Source organism: Oerskovia sp. PE-21s (genome assembly GCF_056158145.1).
The window spans coordinates 436701-458771 of the sequence record NZ_JBUXJM010000004.1 but is presented as its reverse complement, the minus strand read 5'-3'; the positions used below and the strand labels follow the sequence as shown (position 1 = coordinate 458771).

General features: G+C 73.4%; 19 protein-coding genes. 6 read left to right on the top strand and 13 right to left on the bottom strand.

The annotated features are described in order from the left end of the window. Window positions 1-23 precede the first annotated feature (23 nt). Entirely contained in the window at window positions 24-242 is a 219-nt protein-coding gene (locus tag ACZDYF_RS10805; protein WP_204807301.1) for a helix-hairpin-helix domain-containing protein, read from the top strand. A gap of 6 nt (window positions 243-248) precedes the next feature. On the opposite strand, the gene ACZDYF_RS10800 is transcribed toward ACZDYF_RS10805, so the two are convergent. The 5 genes from ACZDYF_RS10800 to purL form a co-directional block, all read right to left on the bottom strand. Continuing rightward, window positions 249-1010 (bottom strand): SAM-dependent methyltransferase, encoded by a 762-nt coding sequence (locus ACZDYF_RS10800; protein WP_475056416.1) that lies wholly within the window; start codon window positions 1008-1010, stop codon window positions 249-251. A 177-nt stretch (window positions 1011-1187) separates the two neighbouring features. Continuing rightward, window positions 1188-1547 carry a hypothetical protein gene (locus ACZDYF_RS10795; protein WP_475056412.1) on the bottom strand — a complete coding sequence of 120 codons (360 nt, stop codon included), beginning with the start codon at window positions 1545-1547 and terminating at the stop codon, window positions 1188-1190. 74 nt (window positions 1548-1621) lie between these two features. Continuing rightward, window positions 1622-1762, bottom strand: coding sequence for a hypothetical protein (locus ACZDYF_RS10790; RefSeq protein ID WP_475056410.1), 141 nt, complete (start codon window positions 1760-1762; stop codon window positions 1622-1624). A gap of 14 nt (window positions 1763-1776) precedes the next feature. After that, window positions 1777-2715 (bottom strand): endonuclease/exonuclease/phosphatase family protein, encoded by a 939-nt coding sequence (locus tag ACZDYF_RS10785; protein WP_475056406.1) that lies wholly within the window; start codon window positions 2713-2715, stop codon window positions 1777-1779. Between the two features lie 235 nt (window positions 2716-2950). Beyond that, a complete protein-coding gene (gene purL / locus ACZDYF_RS10780) occupies window positions 2951-5323 on the bottom strand; it encodes a phosphoribosylformylglycinamidine synthase subunit PurL (protein WP_191791958.1) in 2373 nt (790 codons plus the stop codon). A 388-nt stretch (window positions 5324-5711) separates the two neighbouring features. Here purL and ACZDYF_RS10775 point away from each other — a divergent pair, with 388 nt between their 5' ends. After that, window positions 5712-6524 (top strand): DUF2599 domain-containing protein, encoded by an 813-nt coding sequence (locus ACZDYF_RS10775; protein WP_475056401.1) that lies wholly within the window; start codon window positions 5712-5714, stop codon window positions 6522-6524. 108 nt (window positions 6525-6632) lie between these two features. Here the strand turns inward: ACZDYF_RS10775 and ACZDYF_RS10770 are convergent, their stop codons facing one another. From ACZDYF_RS10770 to ACZDYF_RS10760, 3 genes are all read right to left on the bottom strand, one after another. After that, a complete protein-coding gene (locus ACZDYF_RS10770; RefSeq protein ID WP_475056399.1) occupies window positions 6633-7361 on the bottom strand; it encodes a GNAT family N-acetyltransferase in 729 nt (242 codons plus the stop codon). A 373-nt stretch (window positions 7362-7734) separates the two neighbouring features. Further along, a complete protein-coding gene (locus tag ACZDYF_RS10765) occupies window positions 7735-9915 on the bottom strand; it encodes an acyl-CoA dehydrogenase family protein (protein WP_475056396.1) in 2181 nt (726 codons plus the stop codon). Between the two features lie 38 nt (window positions 9916-9953). Then, window positions 9954-10682, bottom strand: a complete 729-nt coding sequence (locus ACZDYF_RS10760) for a TetR/AcrR family transcriptional regulator (protein ID WP_307823942.1) — start codon at window positions 10680-10682, stop codon at window positions 9954-9956. A gap of 280 nt (window positions 10683-10962) precedes the next feature. On the opposite strand from ACZDYF_RS10760, the gene ACZDYF_RS10755 reads away from it, so the two are divergent. Genes ACZDYF_RS10755 through ACZDYF_RS10745 form a run of 3 tightly spaced genes read left to right on the top strand, consistent with a single transcriptional unit; the run spans window position 10963 to window position 14785 of the window. Then, window positions 10963-12447, top strand: a complete 1485-nt coding sequence (locus ACZDYF_RS10755) for an acetyl-CoA C-acetyltransferase (RefSeq protein WP_475056392.1) — start codon at window positions 10963-10965, stop codon at window positions 12445-12447. Window positions 12448-12458: 11 nt separating this feature from the next. Beyond that, window positions 12459-13811: a 3-oxoacyl-ACP reductase gene (locus tag ACZDYF_RS10750; protein ID WP_475056388.1), complete on the top strand. Its 1353-nt coding sequence runs from the start codon at window positions 12459-12461 to the stop codon at window positions 13809-13811. Then, complete coding sequence (locus ACZDYF_RS10745; protein WP_475056385.1) at window positions 13808-14785, top strand: MaoC/PaaZ C-terminal domain-containing protein; 978 nt, start codon at window positions 13808-13810, stop codon at window positions 14783-14785. Before ACZDYF_RS10750 ends, ACZDYF_RS10745 begins: the two co-directional genes overlap by 4 nt. 85 nt (window positions 14786-14870) lie before the next feature. On the opposite strand, the gene ACZDYF_RS10740 is transcribed toward ACZDYF_RS10745, so the two are convergent. The 3 genes from ACZDYF_RS10740 to ACZDYF_RS10730 all read right to left on the bottom strand — a co-directional run bounded on the left by ACZDYF_RS10740 (window position 14871) and on the right by ACZDYF_RS10730 (window position 19373). Then, window positions 14871-17051, bottom strand: coding sequence for a CocE/NonD family hydrolase (locus ACZDYF_RS10740; protein WP_475056382.1), 2181 nt, complete (start codon window positions 17049-17051; stop codon window positions 14871-14873). 103 nt (window positions 17052-17154) lie between these two features. Next, the gene (locus ACZDYF_RS10735; protein ID WP_475056379.1) at window positions 17155-18648 is read right to left on the bottom strand and encodes a peptide MFS transporter; all 1494 of its coding nucleotides are present in this window, start codon (window positions 18646-18648) and stop codon (window positions 17155-17157) included. Between the two features lie 104 nt (window positions 18649-18752). Next, window positions 18753-19373: a GNAT family N-acetyltransferase gene (locus tag ACZDYF_RS10730; protein WP_475056377.1), complete on the bottom strand. Its 621-nt coding sequence runs from the start codon at window positions 19371-19373 to the stop codon at window positions 18753-18755. 122 nt (window positions 19374-19495) lie between these two features. On the opposite strand from ACZDYF_RS10730, the gene ACZDYF_RS10725 reads away from it, so the two are divergent. Next, complete coding sequence (locus tag ACZDYF_RS10725; protein WP_191791968.1) at window positions 19496-19672, top strand: CsbD family protein; 177 nt, start codon at window positions 19496-19498, stop codon at window positions 19670-19672. A gap of 70 nt (window positions 19673-19742) precedes the next feature. Here ACZDYF_RS10725 and ACZDYF_RS10720 read toward each other — a convergent pair whose 3' ends face one another. Next, on the bottom strand, window positions 19743-20534 hold the full coding sequence (locus tag ACZDYF_RS10720; RefSeq protein ID WP_475056371.1) for a GNAT family N-acetyltransferase: 792 nt from the start codon (window positions 20532-20534) through the stop codon (window positions 19743-19745). A gap of 123 nt (window positions 20535-20657) precedes the next feature. Then, window positions 20658-22058, bottom strand: coding sequence for an aminotransferase class V-fold PLP-dependent enzyme (locus ACZDYF_RS10715; protein WP_475056366.1), 1401 nt, complete (start codon window positions 22056-22058; stop codon window positions 20658-20660). Window positions 22059-22071: the final 13 nt, after the last annotated feature.

Below are 22071 nucleotides of genomic sequence, written 5' to 3'. Positions count from 1 at the left end.
GGGCCGACCGAGAGGACCACGCCATGACCGACGACCGCGCCGCCGTCCCGCCCAGCGACCTCACGCCGCGCATCGGCAAGGTCGCGACCCGCGAGCTCGCCCACCACGGGTACACGCGCTACGAGGACCTCACGCGCGCGACCGCCAAGGAGCTGCTCGCGATCCACGGGGTCGGGCCCCGGGCGATCCACATCCTGGGCGAGGAGCTCGCCGAGCGGGGATCGGGGTTCCGGGAGGCGTGACGCTCGTCAGGACCGGAACAGCCCGCCCCACAGGAAGGACTCGCCGAACAGCGACGAACCGGCGGCCTGCGGTGCGAGCCGGCGCAGCTCGATCTCGGTGAACCCGTCGAAGAGGGCACGGAGGTCGTCCGCGCCGTACGCGAGCCCGCCGGCGAGCGCCCCGCTGCGGTAGAGCTCGACGTCGTCGACCTCGGACCCCATCGCGGCGACCCCGTCCCCCGCGGCGGCGAAACAGGTCAGTCCGAAGGATCCGCCGTCACGGAGCCAGGACTCGACGAGCCTGCGGTAGCCGATCCGACGGTGCGGCGGGAGGTGGTGGAAGCACCCGCTGTCGAAGACGACGTCGTACGTCTCCTCGGCGGGCCAGTCGAACATGTCCGCGCACACGAAGCGGACGTCCACACCGGCGGAGGATGCCCGCTCCTGCGCCCAGCTCACGGCCGTCCCGGAGAGGTCCAGCGCGTCGACGGTCGCACCCTGCTGGGCGAACCAGATCGCGTTGCGCCCCGGTCCGCACCCGAGCTCGAGCACACGCGTGCCCGGGCCGATCGGCAGAAGACCTTCCCCGTGCCAGGCGACGAGGCTCTCCTCGGGGGCGTCACGGAAGAACGGGACGTCACGGTCCCGGTCGGTGTAGAAGGTGTCCCACCAGGCTGCGCTGCCGTGCCAGGCGTCGGCGCCGCGAGCGGCCCACCGCTCGGTGGCCTCGGCGTAGAGGGCGTCGAGCAGTCGCGCGACGTCGTTCTCGGTCTGGATGGAACGGTTCATGACGGGCCTCCGCCTCAGGCGCCCCCGAGAGCACTATGCTCTGACCTGCGAAGACACCGATATCATCATCCCACCTGAGGGCCCGTCGAACCAGGGGTTCGGCGGGTGTTTTCCGGGGCTTTCAGGTGGTCCTGACGGGGCCGAGAACGTCCGTGAGCGCCGGCGGCGACGCGGCGCTCAGGCCGTGATGACGTCGATGACCTCGGTGTCGTCGTGGCGGCGGGCCAGCGCCGTCACGACGGGCGGCTTGGGCACCGGCGGCTGCGCCTTGACGCCCGTGCTCCTGCTGCGGCGCGGGCGCGTCGGCACCGCGACGCCGAGGGACTTGAAGACCTTGCGCAGCTCGGCCTCGGTCCAGCCGGCGGCGAGCGCGTCGGAGAACGCCGTCGCGTACTCGCGCTCGGCCTCCTCGAGCGTCGCCTTGGCGGCCGCGACCTGCTCGGCCCGCTCGGCCAGGACGCGGCCCGACTCCATGCGGTGCTCGAGGAGGTCGCGCAGCCGAGCCTCGTACGTGGTGGCGGTGTCGTCGTCGCTCATGCCACCAACCTAGGGCCTGACCTGCACGGTCGCCAGGATCGTCAGGTGATCGGTGGTCGTCGGCGCGGCGACGCTCACCGGGCGACCTGCACGGTGACCGCGAGCGCCCGGTGGTCGGAGCCGGGAACGACGAGCGAGTCGACGTCGTCGACTCGCATGCCCGCGTCGACCACGACGTGGTCGAGGTCGAGGAACGTCGGGACCCGCTCCCCCACGGGCCACGACAGGTTCAGGCCGTGCCCTGCCGTGCGCGTCGCGTCGCGGAATCGGTCGCCCAGGACGGCGCGGAACGACGCGTGGTCGTACGTCGCGTTGAAGTCGCCCAGCAGCACCTGGGCCAGGGCTCGTCGTGCGCGCGCCGGGCGAGGTCGGCCATCTCCTGGTGCCACACGCCCGTGATCTCGGGCAGCGGCGGGACGGGGTGGACCGCGGTCACGCGCACGGGCGTGCCGTCCACGTCGACCGTGGCTGCGGGCATGGCGAACGTGCTCCACTCGGTGGTGTCGGGGTCGGTCAGCGCGGTCCGGCTCCACAGGCCGCTCCCGGGCGAGCCCGTGCCCACGTTGGCGTCGACGTGGTGCGGCATGGCCGCCTCGATCCCCGCGGCCTCGAGCCGGTCGTGGAAGTCGGCCGTGAGCTCGACGACCGCGAGCACGTCCGCGTCCTGCTCGTGGACCATCCGCACCACGGCGTCGGCGTCCGCCTGCCCGAAGTACGCGTTGACCGTCAGGACCCGCAGCGTCCCCTGGGCACCCGCGTCGATGCCGTCGACGCCGGGATCCGGCACGAAGAACGGGGCGACCCACACGACCTGCGCCGCGAGCGCGACCCCGCACAGGGTCGCGAGCAGCCGGCGCCGCAGGGCCAGGGCCGACGCGGCGACCAGCAGCGCGAGCGGGACGACCCACGGCGTGACGCCGACGACCTGCGCGAGGGGCGTGACGCCGTCGTACGGGACGGCGCGCACGAGCGTCATGGCCAGGACCACCCCGCCCAGGACCCACAGCACCAGCCCGACGGCGCGCCCACCCGGGCGACGTCGGCTCGCCGGGGCGGGGGCGCCGTCGGGCGGGGTAGCGGGTGCGGGTGCGTGGGCGACGGCGGCCTCGGGGCCGGGCGCGCGGCCACCGTCGTCGCTGGTCCCCGCGGCGCTGCTGTCCCCTGTCATGCAGCGACCCTATCGACCGGTTCGGGCGGTTCCGGGCCGGTCGGTCCCGGGCGACGGGCAGACCCGGTGCAGCGCGCGGAGGGATCCTGTGAACGCAGGCGACGACGTCCGCGAGATGCGGCCAGCTGGGGTCCGGGACGGTTCCAGACCCCGGCTGGCCGCCTCTCGCGAACGCCGACGGGGCGGGGCGCCCGAGGAAGACCTCGCGCGCCCCGCCCCGTCGGCGACCTGACGACTAGCCGAAGATCCCGGGCAGGGTCGCGCGGAACACCTGGTCGGCCTCGCTCAGCGGGATCGTGAAGATGCCCTCGATCTCGAGCGACTCCCCGGTCTCGCTGACCTCGGCGGGCTCGGTGCCGGTCTCGCCGATCTTGAGGACGGGCACGCCGCGCGCGACGCACGCGTCGACCAGCTTGGTCTCCTCGCCGCGCGGCACGGCGACGAGCGCACGGGCCGTGGACTCGGAGAACAGGGCCTCGAACGGGGTCACGCCGTCGCGCGCCGCGAGGGCGTCGATCGAGACCTTGGCGCCGGTCCCGAAGCGCAGCGACGCCTCGAGGAGGCCCTGGACCAGGCCGCCCTCGGAGAGGTCGTGCGCGGCGGAGACCAGGTCGTCGCGGCTCGCGTTGACGAGCACCCCGGCCAGTGCGCGCTCGGCCGCGAGGTCGACCTGCGGGGGCACGCCACCGAGGTGCTGGTGGACGACGTCGGCCCAGGCGGAGCCGTCGAGCTCGGGGCGGGTCGTGCCGAGGAGGTAGATCGCTTCCCCGGCCTCGCGCCAGCCGGACCCGGTGGCGTGCGCGACGTCGTCGAGCACGCCGAGGACGCCGACGACGGGCGTCGGGTGGATCGAGGAGTCGATCTGCCCGGGCTCGCCCGTGCCGTTGTAGAGCGAGACGTTGCCGCCCGTGACGGGGACGCCGAGGGTCTGGCACGCGTCGGCCAGGCCTTCGATGGCCTCGACGAGCTGCCACATGGAGTCGGGGTCCTCGGGGGAGCCGAAGTTGAGGCAGTCGGTGATGGCGAGCGGGCGGGCGCCGGTCGTGGCGACGTTGCGGTACGCCTCGGCGAGCGCGAGCTGGGCGCCCGTGCGCGGGTCGAGCTTGGCGTAGCGGCCGTTGGCGTCGGTCGCGAGGGCGACCCCGAGGCCCGTGGTCTCGTCGACGCGGATGACGCCGCCGTCGTCGGGCTGGGCGAGGGCCGTGTTGCCCTGGACGAAGCGGTCGTACTGGTTGGTGACCCACTCCTTCGACGCGAGGTTGGGCGAGCCGAGCAGGCGCAGCGCGGTCGCGCGGAGCTCGTCGGCGGTCTCGGGACGTGCCAGCGCGGCAGCAACCACGGTGTCCGCGTTGAGGCCGTCCATCCACGTGGGGCGCGCGTAGGGGCGGTGGTAGGTGGGGCCCTCGTGCGCCACGGACTTGGGGTCCACGTCCACGATGCGCTCGCCCTGGTGGTCGATCGTGAGGCGACCGGTGCCGGTGACCTCGCCGATGACGGACGTCTCGACGTCCCACTTGCTCGTGATGGCGAGGAACTCGTCGAGCTTGTCGGGAGCGACGACCGCCATCATGCGCTCCTGCGACTCCGACATGAGGATCTCGCCCGCGTTGAGCGACGGGTCGCGCAGCAGGACCGAGTCGAGCTCGACGTGCATGCCGCCGTCACCGTTGGACGCGAGCTCCGAGGTGGCGCACGAGATGCCGGCCGCACCGAGGTCCTGGATACCCTCGACGACGCGCGCCGCGTAGAGCTCGAGGCAGCACTCGATGAGGACCTTCTCCATGAAGGGGTCGCCCACCTGGACCGAGGGGCGCTTGGCGGGGACGCCGTCCTCGAACGTCTCGGACGCGAGGATCGAGGCGCCACCGATGCCGTCGCCGCCCGTGCGGGCACCGAACAGGACGACCTTGTTGCCGACGCCCGAGGCGTTGGCGAGGTGGATGTCCTCGTGGCGCAGCACGCCGATGCACAGCGCGTTGACGAGCGGGTTGCCCTGGTACGAGGAGTCGAACACGAGCTCGCCGCCGATGTTCGGCAGGCCGAGGGAGTTGCCGTAGCCGCCGACGCCCGACACGACGCCGTGCACCACGCGCGCGGTGTCCGGGTGGTCGACCGCGCCGAAGCGCAGCTGGTCCATGACGGCCACGGGGCGTGCACCCATCGAGATGATGTCGCGGACGATCCCGCCGACGCCCGTCGCGGCGCCCTGGTAGGGCTCGACGAAGCTCGGGTGGTTGTGGGACTCGACCTTGAACGTCACGGCCCAGCCGTCACCGATGTCGACGACGCCCGCGTTCTCGCCGATGCCGACCAGGAGGTGCTTCTTCATCTCGTCGGTCGTCTTCTTGCCGAACGTGCTCAGGTGCACCTTGGACGACTTGTACGAGCAGTGCTCCGACCACATGACGGAGTACATCGCGAGCTCGGCGGCCGTGGGGCGTCGCCCGAGGATGTCGCGGATGCGCTGGTACTCGTCCGGCTTGAGGCCGAGCTCCGCGAAGGGCTGCGCCTCGTCGGGGGTGGCGGCTGCGCGCTCGACCGTGTCGAGGTGCGGCCGGTGCTCGGAGGTCGCTGCGGCGGGCGTCGGGGCGTTGCTGGGGGCGGTCATCGAATCCCTCGGGGTGGCGTGCCAGCCGGCGCGTTTCGACGAGCGAGTCATCGAGGAGGCGACCGGCACGGGGCTGCACAGGTGCGGCCAGTTTACCGGCGGTCGGGAGCGGTGGGGTCGGGCGTCCAGGAACGCGTGCGGCGGACGGTTCCCGGGCACGTGGGCGGTGGGGTGCTGCCCCCTCGACGAGCGGCGATAGCCTCGCACGGTGACTCCCGTCGTTCGCCGCCCCCGCTCCACCCTCGCCGTGGTGGGAGTCGTCGTGGCCGCCTTGCTGGCTGGATGTTCCCCGCCCGACGGCGCCGCTCCCGTCCCGCCCACGTCCGCGGCTTCCGAGGGGGCCGCGTCGGGGGAACCCTCGACGGCACCGTCACCCGAGCGGGCGACCGTGACGCGGGCACTCTCGACCGACGGGATCGAGCTCGTGCTGACGGTGCCGCTCGGGGCGGCCGACGAGGCCGGCGCCGGGGGCGAGGCCGTCACGGTCACCCCGGACGAGGACGGGTCGGGCCGCGTCGCGTTCGTGCTGCCCTCGGACGAGGCGGCGACTGTCGCCTCGTCGGGGAGCACCCCGGCCGGCCCCACCGGCCCCACCGACAGCACCGACGGCACCGACGCAGTGCGCACCGCGGTGCCCGCGACGCTCGACCTCGTCTCCCCCGCCGACGGCTCCCTGGTGCGCAACAGCGACGGCAGCATCACGGTCCACGACGCCGCGGGCACCCCGGTCGGCGGCCTGTCGGCGCCGGAGGTGACGGAGGCGTCCGGACCTGCGGGCCGTGCAGGAGTCGTGGTCGTGGCGCCGACCCGCGCGGAGGTGCACCTGAAGGCCCGGGGGGCGACGCCGTCGGGCACCGGGAGCGCGACGGGCGACGCTGCCGGTCCGGGGAACGGCTGGACCGTGACCACGTGGCTCGGCGCGCAGGGCGTGCGCAGCGCGACCTGGGGGAACCGCGAGGGCGGACGCTCGCTCGCGGTCGACCCGACGCCGTGGGCGCGGCAGTCGGGCATCGTGGGCGAGGCGACCGCCTGGGCGCAGCTCGTCGCGAGCGAGCCCGAGGCCGCCTCGACGACCATGCGCGACCAGTTCGACTGCCACGCCCTGGGCGCGACCGACAAGAAGACGTGGAACCTGGAGCCGTGGCGCCCGGACGTCGGGTTCCTGGCGACGGCCGCCGCCCGCTGCAACCCCACGCCCTAGCCCCGGCGGACCCCGCCCCCTCTCCGTGCCGAACATGCGGTTGGCGTCGAGAATCGGCCGGATCCGGACGCCAACCGCATGCTCGACCGACAGCAACCGCATGGTCGCTCAGTCGAGGCCCAGCATCTCCCTGACCGGTCCGACGCCGCGGAGCGTCACCTCGGGCCGCAGCGCCTCCGGGCGCGCGTCCCAGTCCTCGCGGTCGAGGCGGTACCGGACGTCGGCCGCCGCCTTGCCCTCGCGGGCGAGCGTCGCGGTGCCGTTGGGCCGGTAGCCGAGCTTGCGCGTGACGCCGTTCGAGGGGCCGTTGTCCTCCCAGGCGGACGTCGTGGCCGTCCGGGCGTCGAACCCCGCGAAGAGGAGCTCGAGGATCATGAGCCGCGCGAGCGTGCCGACGCCGGCCCCCTGGTGCCGACGCCCCAGCCACGAGCCCGACTCCGCGGTACGTGTCACGACGAAGTCCGACGCCGTGAGGGCCTGCACGCCCAGCACCTCGCCGTCGCGGACCACGGCCAGCTCGATCGCCCAGGACGCGGGCGCGATCCGCGACGCCGCGCCCCACTGGTAGGCCAGGATGCTGCGGCCGACCTCGACCGCCGAACCGCGCGACCACGGGAACATGAAGGGCATGAACCCCTCGTCGTGGATGCCCTCACCGCCGACCACGGCGAGCCGGTACAGGAGGTCCTCGTCGAGGTGACGCAGCTCGAGATCCCCCGAGACGACGCGCAGGCCGGACGGCGGCCAGAGCTCGGTGCGCGTCGGGCGTGCGGGGGTCGAGCCTGCCGACGCAGGGGCGTCGGGGACGGGTGCGTCGGGGACGGGGTCGGGTGCCATCGGTGCAGCCTGGCGAAGTCCGCGAGGTGCGTCAACAGCAATGCCGGGGACTCGCCGTCGGGCCGACGACGGACGACGCGCCGGGACCGCGACGGTCCGAGCGACCGGCCCCACGGACCCACGGACGCACGACGGGACCCGCCGGCCCGACCTGACGGCTGGTGGTCGTCAGGTCGGGCGGGCGGGTCCAGGGTTCCCTCGGTGGCGGTACCGCTCCGCCGTCGGTCCGAGGTCGTTCGTGCGCCCGTAGCCGGGCCGAACATGCGGTTGTCGTTGCTCGACCATGCGGTTGTCGTCCGGAATCACCGCGATTCCGACGCCAACCGCATGCTCGGCACCGAGACGGCACCGCATACTCGGCGCCGAAACGGCGTCAGCGCCTGGCGACCTTCGACCCGCCGCGTGCCACCTTCGCCGCGGCCTTCTCGCGCGCCTTGATCGACTTCTCGCTCACCGGCTCGTCGCCGCTCGCGCGCAGCTGCCGGTAGTACTCGCGGGCCTCGTCCTGACGGACCTGCTCGGCCCCCGACGCGATCTTGGCGCGCAGGTGCTCGGGGCCGTAGCCCCAGGCGTCGACGAGGTCCTGGGCGTGCGGGCGCAGGCGGGCGACGAGGCGGTCGACGTACCCGCTGACGGTGCGCGCACGCTGCGCCGACAGGCGCCCGTTGATGAGGTACCACGCGAGGTTGCGCTCGATGGTCGTGAGCCCGAACAGGTCGCGCACCCACGTGAGGACCTGGCGCGTGCCCGCGTCCTCGATCGTGTCGAGGGCCTGCGTGAAGGCCTCCCAGTGCAGCAGGTCGGCGTGCGCCCTCGCCATCTCGATGAGCTCGTGCTGGTGCTCGTTGAAGAGCTCGGCGGCCTTCTCGGGCGTGGCCTTCTGGGCCGGGCGCAGGGCCGCGGCGACGTCGGCGACCATGGTCTCGACCCGGTCGGTCAGCAGGTCGCGCTGGTTGCCGACGTCCTTGAGGTGCCCGACGGCGCGGCGCGGGTCGCCCACGTCCGCGATGGTCTGCGCGGCGCGCTTGAGCGGCGTGCGGTGCAGTGCGGCGTCGGCCGCCTGCTCGACGACGAACCTTGCCATCTGCCCCGGGGAGATGTCCTTGAACTCCTTGCCGTAGTCGGCCAGGAGCCGCTTCGCGACGAGCTGGAGCAGGACCGTGTTGTCCCCCTCGAACGTGACGTAGACGTCCAGGTCGGCGCGCAGGCTCGTGAGCCGGTTCTCGGTGAGGAACCCGGCGCCGCCACAGGCTTCGCGCGCCTCCTGGAGCGTGTCGAGAGCGAACCACGTGCTCATCGGCTTGAGCGAGGCCGCCATGGTCTCGAGGTCCTCGCGCGACTCGGGGGTGTCGTTCTCCCCCGAGAACACGGTGTCGAACAGGTCGAGCAGGCGGTCGTGCGCGAAGTGCATCGCGTAGGTCTGCGCGATGCGCGGGAGGAGACGGCGCTGGTGGGTGCCGTAGTCGAGGAGGACGACCTCGTCGACGGCCGACGCACCGTTGAACTGGCGGCGCTGGTTGCCGTAGGTCACCGCGGTCGCGAGGCCCAGCTTCGACGCGGTGATCGCGGCCCCGTCGAGCGAGACGCGCCCCTGGACGAGCGAGCCGAGCATCGTGAAGAAGCGGCGCCCGGGGCTGTCGATCGGCGAGGTGTACGTGCCGTCCTCGGCGACCTGGCCGTAGCGGGCCAGGAGGTTCTCGCGCGGGACGCGGACGTGCGTGAAGTGCAGGCGCCCGTTGTCGATCCCGTTGAGCCCGCCCTTGAGCCCGTCGTCCTCCCCGCCGACGCCGGGCAGAAAAGCACCGGCCCCTCCGTCAGCAGCGGTCTCCCGGATGGGCGCGTAGAACGCGTGGACGCCGTGGTTGACGCCGTTCGTCACGAGCTGCGCGAAGATGACCGCCGCGGTCCCGTTGACGGCCGCGTTGCCCAGGTAGTCCTTCCACGCCCCACGGAACGGGGTGTGGACGACGAACTCCTGCGTCGCGACGTCGTACGTCGCGGTCGTCGCGATCGAGGCGACGTCCGAGCCGTGACCCGTCTCGGTCATGGCGAACGCGCCGGGGACGGAGGCGTCCATCGCCCCCGGCAGCAGGCGGTCCTGCTGCTCGGGCGTGCCGAGGTGCAGGATCGCCGACGCGAACAGACCCCACTGGACGCCCGCCTTGATCTGGAGCGAGGGGTCGGCGGCGACGAGCTCCTCGAACCCGGCCAGGTTGCCGCCCGCGTCGTCCTGCCCGCCGAGCCGCGTGGGGAACCCGCGGTGCACCTGCCCGATCTCGACGAGCTGCTTGACCTGGTCCATGACGCGCTCGCGGTGCTCGGTGAGCGAGAGCCCCTCGATGCGGTGGAAGCGCTCCTCGCCGGCGGTCGCGCGAGCCTTGGCCCGCAGGTCCGCCCAACGTCCCAGGAGCTGGTGGGAGAGGTCGGCCACGTCGATGCGGACCTCGCCCGCAGGCATCGAGGGTGTGACGCCCGCGGCGGGGATCGACGTGGAGGCGGCTGCGCCGTCGCCGCGGGTGTCGCGGGCGGTGGTGCGGTCTGAGGTGGTGGTCATCGGGACTCCTGTGTGCCGGTGGTAGCCATGAGAGAGGTTCAGAGGTCGTCGGTCGAGGGGGTGGCGGTGTCGTCCGCAGCCGGTGCCGCGCCCCGACCGCGGGCCATGACCCCGACGGGCCCGCCCCACAGCCAGGCGGCGACGCGCTCGGTGAGCTCGTCGCGGTCGGGGGCGTCGGGCCCGTCGTGGTTCCCGAGCCACCACTCGCCGGCCCCGCGCACGAACCCGACGGCGCCCGCGGCCCACGCAGCGGCGTCGGCGGGGCTCACGTCGGTCGCCCGCGTGAAGGGCTGGGCGACGAGCTGGGTCACGGAGTCGAGGAACGCCGCGAGGGGCGCGGAGGCGGTGCGGGCCGTGCCGTCGGTCCCTGCGATCGCGCCCGTGCGGGTCACGAAGTAGTAGACGTTGGGCGAGCTCGCGATCATCTCGAGGTAGACGCCGACCATGGCGCGCAGCGCGCGGCGCGGGGTCTCGGCGGACTCCGCGGCCTGGGTCAGGGCATCGTGCATCTGCCCGACGACCGAGGCGCCGATCGCGATCTGCAGCCCCGTCTTGTCCTCGAAGTAGCGGTAGATGATCGACTTGGACGTGCCCGAGGCCGCCGCGATCTCGTCCATGGAGACCCCGGGACCGCCCTTGTGGACGGCCTTGCGGGCCGCGTGCACGAGCTCGGCGCGACGGATCGCTCGGTGGTCGTCCCAGCGGGTCGAGCGGCCGTCGGTCACGGGGGCGGGGGGCGGGGTGCGTCCGGGGTCGCGAGAGAGCACGGCAGTGCGGGGTCTCCCGGCTCGTCCGTTCGTGTCGCCGTTGATCACGCAGTCCTCCAGTGGTGCCCGACGTCGGTGTCGTCCCTGGTCGTCCGTCCGGCGGTCCGCGAGTGGCCGGCCGGGCGGCGCCCCTCGAGGCGGGTGCCGCCGGGGCGCAGGGAGCGAGGGGTGTGACCCACCTCACGGTACCGAGAGTATCAGGTACTGTGGGTCTTGGACACCGCGTGGATCGCGCCCGCGGTCCCCACCCTCAGCAACGACGCGAGAGAGAGCAGGCGAAGTGGCCACCCCGAAGACACCCCAGACCACCACCCCCGGAACCGACGAGCGGCCGGACGCGCAGCACGTCGAGCAGCCCGGGCGCACTCCCGCCCTCCGCGACGCCTACGTCCTGGGCGGCAACCGCATCCCGTTCGCCCGCGCGGGCGGCAAGTACACGGGAGCCAGCAACCAGGACATGTTCACGGCCGCCCTCGAAGGCCTCGTCGCGCGCTACGGGCTCCAGGGCGAGCGGCTGGGCGAGGTCGTCGGCGGTGCCGTGCTCAAGCACTCGCGCGACTTCAACCTTGTCCGCGAGTCCGTCCTCGGCTCCTCGCTCTCGCCGCAGACCCCCGCGTTCGACCTCCAGCAGGCGTGCGCGACGGGCCTCGAGGCCGTCGTGACCGTGTCCAACAAGATCCGCCTCGGCCAGATCGAGTCGGGGGTCGCGGGCGGCTCGGACACCGTGTCCGACGCGCCCATCGCCGTGAGCGAGGGACTGCGCAAGGCGCTCCTCAAGGCCAGCCACGCCAAGACCCTGGGCGCTCGCCTCAAGGCCTTCGCCGCCGTGCGCCCGGGCGACCTGGCGCCGTCGACGCCCAGCACGGGCGAGCCCCGGACGGGCCTGTCGATGGGCGAGCACCAGGCGATCACGACCGCAGCCTGGGGCATCAGCCGCGAGGCGCAGGACGAGGTCGCCCTGAACAGCCACCTGAACCTCGCCGCCGCCTGGAAGGCAGGGTTCTTCGACGACCTCGTGACCCCGTTCCGCGGCCTGACGCAGGACCAGAACATGCGCGCCGACTCGTCCGCCGAGAAGCTCGCGTCGCTCAAGCCGGTCTTCGGCAAGCACCTCACGCCGAGCGCGCCCACGCACGGGGCGGCGGCCGGAGGGTCCGCTGGCGCGTCGGCGGGCCCCGCCCTGCCTACCATGACCGCCGGCAACTCGACCCCCCTGACCGACGGCGCCTCGGTCGTCCTGCTCGGGTCGCGCGAGTGGGCGGCCGAGCACGACCTGCCCGTCCTCGCCCGCGTGGTCGACGCCGAGTCCGCCGCGGTCGACTTCGTGCACGGCCACGAGGGGCTGCTCATGGCCCCTGCGCACGCGGTCCCCCGCCTGCTCGCCCGCAACGGCCTGGCGCTTCAGGACTTCGACTTCTACGAGATCCACGAGGCCTTCGCCTCGACCGTCCTGACCACGCTGGCCGCATGGGAGGACGACGACTACTGCCGCACCGAGCTCGGGCTCGACGGTGCGTTCGGCTCGATCGACAGGTCTCGTCTCAACGTCCACGGGTCGTCGCTCGCCGCAGGTCACCCGTTCGCCGCGACCGGCGGGCGCATCGTCGCGACGGCCGCGAAGCTCGTGGCCGACAAGGCGCGCGAGACGGGCCGCCCGGCCCGCGCGCTCATCTCGATCTGCGCGGCCGGTGGCCTGGGCCTCGCCGCGATCCTCGAGAGCGCCGCGAGCCCGGCCGCCACGCCCGCACAGAGCACCGAGAGCTGAGGGAGCCCACCATGACCGACAAGTACCTGTCCGCCGTCAACTCGGGCTTCACCAAGACCCTCGCCAAGAAGCTCGGCCTGCCCCGGCCCGCGGTCCTGCGCCGCTACCGCCCGGGCGACCCGCTCGCGCCCGGCCCGGTGCTCGTGATCGGCGAGCCCGGCTCGGCCAAGGACACGAACGCCGTCGCGCAGGCCCTGCTCGGGTGGGACCTCGACGTCCGGCAGAACGCCGGCGACGGGGAGACCCGCTGGGGGGCGGTCGTCGTCGTCCTGACGGGCGCCACCAGCCCCGCTGACTTCTCGGCTCCCGTGCTCGAGCTCGGCGCGAACCTGCGCCGCCTCGCGCCGGGCGGGCGCGTCGTGACCGTCTCGCGCGCACCGGCCGACGACGACACTCCCCTGCTCGCGGCGACCCGCCAGGGCGTCGACGGGTTCCTGCGCTCGCTCGCCAAGGAGCTGCGCGCGGGCGCCACGGCCAACGGCATCCAGCTCACGGACGGCGCCGCACCGGACTCGGGGTCGGCCCTGGCCACGCTGCGGTTCTTCCTGTCGGGCAGCTCGGCGTTCGTCGACGGGCAGCTCCTGCACGTGGGCCCGGCCGCGACCGAGAGCACCCCCGACTGGGACCGTCCCCTCGCGGGCCGCGTCGCGGTCGTGACGGGCGCCGCCCGCGGGATCGGCGCAGCCATCGCCCGCACGCTCGCACGCGACGGCGCGACGGTCGTCGTGGTCGACGTCCCCGCCGCTGGCGAGTCCCTCGCGAAGGTCGCCAACGAGATCAAGGGCACTGCCCTGCAGCTCGACGTGACGGCCGAGGACGCGGGAGCCCGCATCCTCGAGCACGCCCGGACCCGCCACGGCGGACTGCACATCCTGGTCCACAACGCCGGGATCCTGCGCGACAAGCTGCTCGCCAACATGTCCCCCGACAAGTGGGACGCCGTCATCGCGGTCAACCTGCTCTCGCAGCTGCGGATCAACGAGTACCTGCTGGGCGCGAACGGCTTCTCGGAGGCGCCGCACATCGTCTCGCTCGCCTCGACGAGCGGCATCGCGGGCAACCGGGGCCAGACGAACTACGGCGCCTCCAAGGCCGGGGTCATCGGGCACACGCGCGCGACCGCGCGCCTCCTGGCCCCGCTCGGCGGCTCGGCCAACGCGGTCGCGCCCGGGTTCATCGAAACCGACATGACCGCCTCGATCCCGCTCGTCCAGCGTGAGATGGCCCGCCGCGTGTCCTCGCTCCAGCAGGGCGGCCTGCCGATCGACGTCGCCGAGGCCGTCGCGTTCCTCGCGTCCCCGGCCGCGGCGGGCGTCAACGGCCAGGTGCTGCGCGTGTGCGGCCAGAGCCTGGTGGGCGCGTGACGGCCGCCGCGCAGGATGCCCCCGAGCGCCGCAACCCGCGTCTCGTCACGCTGCCCACGCTGCCGGGGCTCGGCGGCCTGTATGCGAGGGGCGTGGCGTCGTCGGGCCGGATCGCCGTGACCCGCTCCCCCGTGGGGCGCGTCCTGCCCGGGCCCCGCGACGTCGTCCTGCCGGACGTCGTCTACCGCGTCGCCGACGTCCCGACCGCGGACGTGACCGAGCACCTGACCGCGTACCAGCGGCTGGTCGGCGAGCGTGTCGACGACACCCTGCCCGCGGGCTACCTGCACGTGCTCGCGTTCCCGCTCGCGACCGCCCTCATGGTCCGCGGCGACTTCCCGCTGCCGCTGCTGGGCCTGGTGCACGTGTCGAACGCGGTGTCGCTGCATCAGCCCGTGCGGGTCGGCGACGTGCTCGAGGTGCGCGCGACCGCCGAGAACCTGCGCGCGCACCGGCGCGGGGTCCAGGTGGACCTCGTGACCGAGGTGAGCACGGGCGGCGAGCTCGCGTACCGCGGCGTCTCGACGTACCTGGCCAAGGGGTTCGGTCTGCCGTCGGAGGAGGAGGCGCCCTCTCAGCGGACCGACGAGGCGCCCCGCGAGGACTTCGTGCCACCGCTCCCGACCGCACGCTGGGAGCTCGGCAGCGGGACCGGGCGCGCGTACGGCGCGATCTCCGGCGACCGCAACCCCATCCACACCTCGGCCCTGGGCGCCAAGGCGTTCGGCTTCCCGCGGACCATCGCGCACGGCATGTACACGGCGGCCCGCGCGCTGGCCGAGGTCGGCGCCGCTCGCGGCGAGGCCTACGACTGGACGGTCGAGTTCGAGAAGCCGGTCCTGCTTCCGGGCACGGTCCAGGTCGCCATCACCCGAACACCCGACGACGCCGCTCACCCGGGCATCTTCACGTACGCAGGCTGGAACGGCCGGAGCGGCAAGCGCCACTTCAGCGGGACGGTCACGCCCCGCTGAACGCTGTTCCTGCCGCTCGCCGAGAAGTGAGCAGACGCCCCTGATCGGGTCAGATCAGGGGCGTCTGCTCACTTCTCGGCGGAGCTCACCCCGCAGTGCGGCGGATGCTGCGCCGCCATCTGCGCTCGAACACCACGGTCTCGCCGTCGCGCGCCACGACCTCGTCGTCGGTGTGGAAGAACTCGGCGTCGCACGAGATCTCCGAGCGCGTCACGACGCTCGCGTCCCACGCGAGGTCGGACGGTGTGGCCCCTGGCCTGCGCAGCCGCACGCTCCAGTCGGAACGCGTGCGTGCGCTCAGCGGGTCGCGCCCGATCCAGTAGCGCTCGAGCGCGTCCTCGGTGAACTCGAGGCCGTCGGGGTAGACGCGCGTCCCGCCGTACCGCGGGTCGACCTCCAGGAGCCATTCGTCCGCCGCGACGTCCCGCACGACGCGCCGCTCGGGCCGCTGGTCCGCGTCCTGCGGGTAGACGACACCGAGCGGGGGCGCCTGCTCGGGCTCCTCGAAGGTGACGACGGGGTGCCCGCCGGGGGCGGCGCCGTCGTGCACCGGGAGCTCGAGAGAGCTGTCCGCGGGCGCGACCGCGAGCGCCGCCCCTCCCGGCTGCGGCCACACCCACGGCCAGTACGCCGACGAGACCGCGAGCCGGAGCCGGTGCCCGGGGGCGAGGGCGTACCCCACGCCGCTGAGCTCGAACGTCACGTCGCGCGTCGTGCCGGGCTCCCAGGGGACCACGCGGTCGCGCCCCTCGCGGGCCGACAGGTTGAGCACGCCACGGGTCACGAGCGTCGACGAGCCGTCGGGGCCCACGTCGCACAGCCGCGCCACGACCTGCCCCTTGTCGCCCGCGCACGACAGGCGCAGCCGGACCCGTGCCCGGCCCAAGATCTCGAGCCGCTGGGCGAGCGGGGCCGAGTCGAAGCACACGGACCGCCCGTCCTCCTCGCGCTGGTCGGGCGGCAGGTCCGCGTCGTTGCCGAACGGGAAGAAGCGCCCCGCGTCGATCCCGGTGTGCTGCGGAGAGGCCACGAGGCACGACGGCGGCACGTCCGCCGGGGCCGTCGGCCCGCCGCTCGCAGGTCCCCGGTGGGCGGGAAGCTGCGTGACGAGCGGGGCGGTCGTGCGGAGCACGGGGGCACCCGCGTCGTCGTCGGTGTCGGTGTCGTCCGTTCCACCCGGCGCTCCCGCGAGCGGGAGCACCGTGGGCCGGACGTGCGGGGACGGCCACTGCGCCTCCCCGACCCAGCGGCCGGGCAGCTCGTCGTAGACCGTGGCGGGCGGCACGGACTCGGTGACCCACGCGCGCAGCGCCGGTTCGTCGAGCGCGCCCGTGTCCTCGTCCTTGAGGAACTGGTCCCACCAGCGCAGGGTCTCCTGGAGGAACCCGATCGAGGGGCCGGGCGGCAGGCCACGGTCGGGGTACTGGTGCGACCAGGGGCCGACGATCCCCCGGACCGGGCCGCCCAGGGCGCGGTCGCCCTCGGCCGCCTGGTCCCCCGCGGCGACGAGCCGCAGGACCGTGTCACGGTAGGGGTCGTTCCACCCGCCGACCGCGAGCACCGCGGCTGTGATCGCCGAGTAGTCCTCGATCACGCTACCGTGGCGCCAGTAGTCGTCGCGCGTCTGGTGGTCGAGCCAGGTGTGGACGAACGGCTCGGTGTGCTCGAGGCGGTCGAGCCACTGCTCCTTCCACCGTTCGCCCACGACGGCCGGGTCCGGGGGCCGGGAGCAGAACGCGAGCATGGTCGCGGCCCACGCGTGCATGTCGACCGCGAGGACGGACCCGCCCGTGTAGTGCACGTCGTTGTCGTACCGGTCGTCGGTCGAGCACACCGTGACGATCGCCGCGAGCGCCTCGGGCGCGAGGGCCGCGACCTGCAGGGCGTTGAACCCTCCCCACGAGATGCCGAACATCCCGACCTTGCCGCTGCACCACTCCTGCGCGGCGAGCCACTCGACGACCGCGACGCCGTCGGCGAGCTCGGTCGGGGAGTACTCGTCGTCCTGGTGGCCGTCCGAGTTCCCGCTGCCGCGGATGTCGACGCGCACCGACGCGTACCCGTGGCCCGCGTAGTACGGGTGGCGCTGCGCGTCGCGCGGGGCGGTCCAGTCGGACAGCCGATAGGGCAGGTACTCCAGGATCGCGGGGACGGGCGTGGGGTCGACCGGTCGCCAGACGCGCGCAGCGAGGCGTGTCCCGTCGGCGAGGGGTATCCAGTGGTCCTCGACCGTGGTCTCGAACGGGAGCTCGGTCACGTACCGCATGGTCATTCCTCCGGTGCTGGGTCGTTCGGGTGGTGCAGTCGTTCGGGTGGTGCAGTCGTTCGGGTGGTGCAGTCGTTCGGGTGGTGCTGGCGGTGCGCACCGGTCAGTGGACGGGATGCATGGTCCGCTTCATCCAGGGCGAGAGGACCAGGACGACGACCGCGACGAGCACTGCGACCGCGCCGTTGAGCGTGAAGTAGAGGCCGTCGGGGATCTCGCCGTAGAACCTCACGGTCTGCGCCTGGATACCGTTCGCGAGCGCGATCGACAGGAACCACACGGCCATCGACTGGCTCGAGAACGCCGCGGGGGCGAGCTTGGTCGTCGCGGACAGGCCCGTCGTCTGGAGCAGCACGTCACCGAGGCCGAGCAGCAGGAGCGAGACCAGGAGCCACCACACGGCGATCTTCCAGTCGCCGCTCTGCCCCGTCACGGCGGGCACGAGGACCAGGTAGGACAGCCCGCCGAGGAGTGCGCCGATCGCGATCTTCTTGGACGCGTGCGGCTGCCGGGGCCCGAGCCAGGTCCACAGCGCCGCGACCACGGGCGCGACGAGCACCTCGACGCCGCCCAGGAACGAGCTGAACCAGGCCGCGGGAGCCTCCCACCCGAAGATCGTGCGCTCGACGTGCTGGTCGGCCAGCAGGATCAGGACGCTGTACGCCTGGAAGAGCACGAAGTTGAACGCGACCGACGCGAACCACAGCACGAGGAACGGCCGCAGGCGGCCCCGCTCCTCGCCCGTCACACGGGGGCTGCGGAACATGACAGTGAAGTAGACGATCGGGGCGGCCATGGCGACCACGGTCAGCGCGTCGACGACGCCCGCGATGCTGAGCCGCCCCACGAGCGCGAGCCCGACGGCGAGGATCACCACCCCGGCCGCGGCGCCTCCCAGGATCCACAGGGTCCGGCGCATCACGGCCGGTGGCAGTGGCGCCTCGGGGCCGCGCCCGTGCCCGGGGACGTGCCTGCGACCGACGACGTACTGGACCACTCCTGCGGTCATACCGATCGCGGCGGCCGAGAACCCCCAGTGCCAGCCGACGTCGGCACCGAGCCACCCCGTCACCAGGGGCCCGAAGAACGCCCCGACGTTGATGCCCATGTAGTAGAGCGCGAACCCGGCGTCCCGGCGTTCGTCGGTGGTCGAGTAGAGCTTGCCCACGAGGGTCGACACGTTGGGCTTGAGCAGGCCCGTGCCCAGGCTGATGAGGACCAGCCCGAGCCACGTCGAGAGCTCGGCGGGGATCGCCATGGTGTAGTGCCCGCACGCGATGAGGATGCCGCCCCACAGGACCGCGCGGTACGAGCCCAGGACCCGGTCCGCGATCCACCCGCCCCCGACCGAGACCAGGTAGACCATCGTCCCGTAGCCCGCCGCGATCGATGCGGCCGGCCCCGCCGCCATCCCGAGCCCGTCGTCCGCGACGGTCGCCGTGAAGAACAGGACGAGGATCGCCTGCATCCCGAGGAAGGAGAACCGCTCCCAGACCTCGAGACCGAACAGGGTCGACAGGCCCCGCGGGTGCCCGAAGAAGGCCCGGTCGTCCGGGTCGACCACAGGTCCTGCCGGTCGTGCGCCCTCGGTCGTCAACAGCCCTCCAGCGGTCGGTGCGCCCACCGCAGGCTCGCGGAGGCATCCTTCCAACCTAAGGAGGATCGGGGAAAGAGGCCACAGGGGCGGCTCGCGTCAGCCCGTCACCTCGACGGCTGCCCCGGCGGCAGGCGATGCACGCGGTCCAGCAACCCGTCCCGCACGGCCGGCCACTCGTCCGCGAGGATCGAGAAGTAGGCCGTGTCGCCGCGCGACCCGTCGGGCGCCACCCGGTGGCTGCGCAGCACCCCCTCGGGGATCGCGCCGAGCCGCTGGATCGCCGCGATCGACCGCGCGTTGCGAGCGTCGGCCCGCAGCGCGACGCGCTCGACGTCGAGCACCTCGAACGCGTGCCGCAGCAGCAGGTACTTGCACGCCGGGTTGGTCACCCCGCCCCACCAGGGCCGGTCGTAGAAGGTCGAGCCGAGCTCGACGCGGCCCTGCGAGGGCGACCACTCGTAGAGCGAGGTGCTGCCGCGGACGGACATGACGCCGTCGGGCCCGGAACCCGGAGCCACCGGCCCGACGACGGCCCACGCCAGGCGCCCAGGCGTCGCCACCGCGTCGCGCACGTAGGCGGCCATGGCGGGCGTCCCGCGGGGCGTCGGTGTGGACATCCCGGCCCACAGCTCGTCGTCGACGAACGCGCCGAGGGCGGGCGCGTGCTGCTCGGCGAGCGGTTCGAGGCGCAGCCCGAACCCTTCCAGGACGACGTCGTTCTCCATGCGGGCATCCTGCCCGACCACTTGTGAAGGTCTCGTGGACCGCCCGTCCTCCGAGATGCGAGTCCCCGGCAGCCCTGCCTACGGTCGTCAGGAAGCACCCACCAACACCGAGGGAGGACCCCATGGGACTGGGAGACAAGATCAAGCACGGTGCCGAAGAGGCCAAGGGCAAGGTCAAGGAAGGCACCGGCAAGGCGACCGGCAACGAGCGCCTCGAGGCCGAGGGCCACGCCGACCAGGCGAAGGCCAACGTCAAGCAGGCCGGCGACGACGTCAAGGACGCCTTCAAGAAGGACTGACGCCCCGACGAAGACCGCCCCGGGACCCATCTGGGTCCCGGGGCGGTGCTGTGGACAGGGGACGAACCGGTCAGAGCGCGATGACCGGGGGCAGGTCGGCGGCCGTGGCGCGGTCGGACGACGACCCTGCGACGGCGTCGAAGCCGCCGGCTCCCGCGAGCGACAGCTCGCCGACGGCCGGTACCACCGTGAGGACCGGCGGTCCCACGGGCACCCCGGCCCCAGGACCCACGGCATCGGGTTCCCCAGAGGCGGTCAGCCCGACCGGGCCGAGCACGGGCACGATGCGCGGGCTCGTGATCCGGGCGAGCAGGCCGAGCTCGACGCCGGGCCACTCGTGCGCCAGGATCGAGAAGCACACCGAGTCGGCCCGGGTCCCGTCGGGAGCCGTGCGGTGACCACGCATGACGCCCTCCTCGTACGCGCCGAGGCGACGCATCGCGGCGAGGGAGCGCGTGTTGCGCGCGTCGACCCGGAAGCCGACACGGTGCACGTCCCACGACTCGAACGCATGTCGGAGCAGCAACCATTTCGAGACCGGGTTGACGAGGCTCCCCCACGTGGAACGGGCGTAGAAGGTCCGCCCGATCTCCACGCGCCTGTCGTCGAGCGACAGGTCACGGAAAGCGGTGCTCCCCACCACGAGACCCGAGCCCGCGTCGACGACGGCGAACGCCGTCAGCGCGCGCGTGGCGCGGGTGTCCTCGATGAAGTTCACCATCCCGACCTCCCCCTCGGGGAGGGTCGTACTCATGCCTGCCCACATCGACGGATCGACGATCTGGGCCAGCGCACCGGCGTGCGCGACAGCCAGGGGTTCGAGGCGGAACCCGTGGCCTTCAAGGTGGACATCGTGCTGCACAGCGCATATCAGAACACACGCAGGCGTCGCCGCCAAGACCACGGAACGGTCGTTCGTGAACGGCGAGGTGACGCCCCGGTGAACGTTGCGCTCCAGGCAGCGTCTGCGCAGGTCAGAGGGTGCTCAGGCGGGGGCGGGTCCGCAGCCCACGGCGGCCGTGATGTTGCCCGCGGCGGCCGTCGCGAACAGGCCCGAGAGCCCCGCGACCTGCAGGAGCGGTCGCGGGTCGTCGCTCACGACCCAGCAGCCGTCCACGACCTCGTACCGGGCCTTCGCCCCCTCGCTCACCCAGGTGCGCAGCGCGGAGACGAGCCGGTCGATCTCCTCACCCGTGGTGCCGACCCCGATCGACGCCCGGATCGCCCCCGCCGGGAAGCCCAGCCGCGCCAGGAGCGGGTGCGCGCAGAAGCGGCCGTCGCGCACGCCGATGCCGTGCTCGGCCGACAGGTAGGCCGCGACCAGCCCCGCGTCGGAACCGTCGACCGAGAACGTCACGACCCCCACGGGGTCGACCGCGTCGGCCCAGGCGCGCACGACGCGCACGCCGTCGATCGCCTCCAGGCCCTCGACGAGGCGGGCCCGCAGCTCGGTCTCGTGCGCGACGAGCACGCCGGGCTCGAGGGCCGCGAGCGCGTCGCACGCGGAGGCGAGCGCGACCGCGCCGATCACGTTGGGCGACCCGGCCTCGTGCCGCGCCGGGGCGCTCTGCCACGTGGTGCCGTCGAGCGTCACGTTGCGCACCGCGCCACCGCCGGCGAGGTAGGGCGTGCCGGTGTCGAGCCAGTCGCGGCGGCCCACGAGCGCGCCCGCACCGAACGGCGCGTACGTCTTGTGCCCCGAGAACGCGACGTAGTCCACGTCGCTCGCGGCGAGCGAGACGCCGCGGTGCGGGACGAGCTGTGCGCCGTCGAGCAGGACGCGCGCGCCGGCGTCGTGCGCCGCGGCCACGACCTCGGCGAGGGGCAACGACTCGCCCGTGACGTTCGAGGCCCCCGTGATCGCGACGAGCGCGTACGGGAAGCGCGAGAGCTCGGCGCGCAGGCCCGACAGGGTCTCGGCGACGGTCGCACCGCCGACCAGGACCGTGGCGCCCCCCGTGCGCTGCCAGGGCAGGAGGTTCGCGTGGTGCTCGACGTCGAGGACGAGCACCCGCCCCGGCGAGCCGTCGGCCTGGGCCGGGACGCAGCCCGCGAGGAGGTTGAGGGAGTCCGTGGTGTTGCGCGTGACGATCGTGACGTCGTCCTCGCGCGCCCCCACGAACGCGCCGATGGTCTGGCGCGCAGCCTCGTAGAGGGCCGTCGACACCTGGGAGAGGTAGCCCGCACCGCGGTGCACGCTCGCGTACAGCGGCAGGACCTCGGTGACCCGGTCGGCCACGACCTGAAGCGCCGGGGCCGAGGCCGCGACGTCGAGGTTCGCGTACGGGACGCTGCGCCCGTCGACGAGGGGGACCAGGGTGTCGCCGCCCACGACGGGCAGCACGGCACACGAGGTAGGGGCTTCGATGACTGCATGTGCGCTCATGGCACGTCCTCCG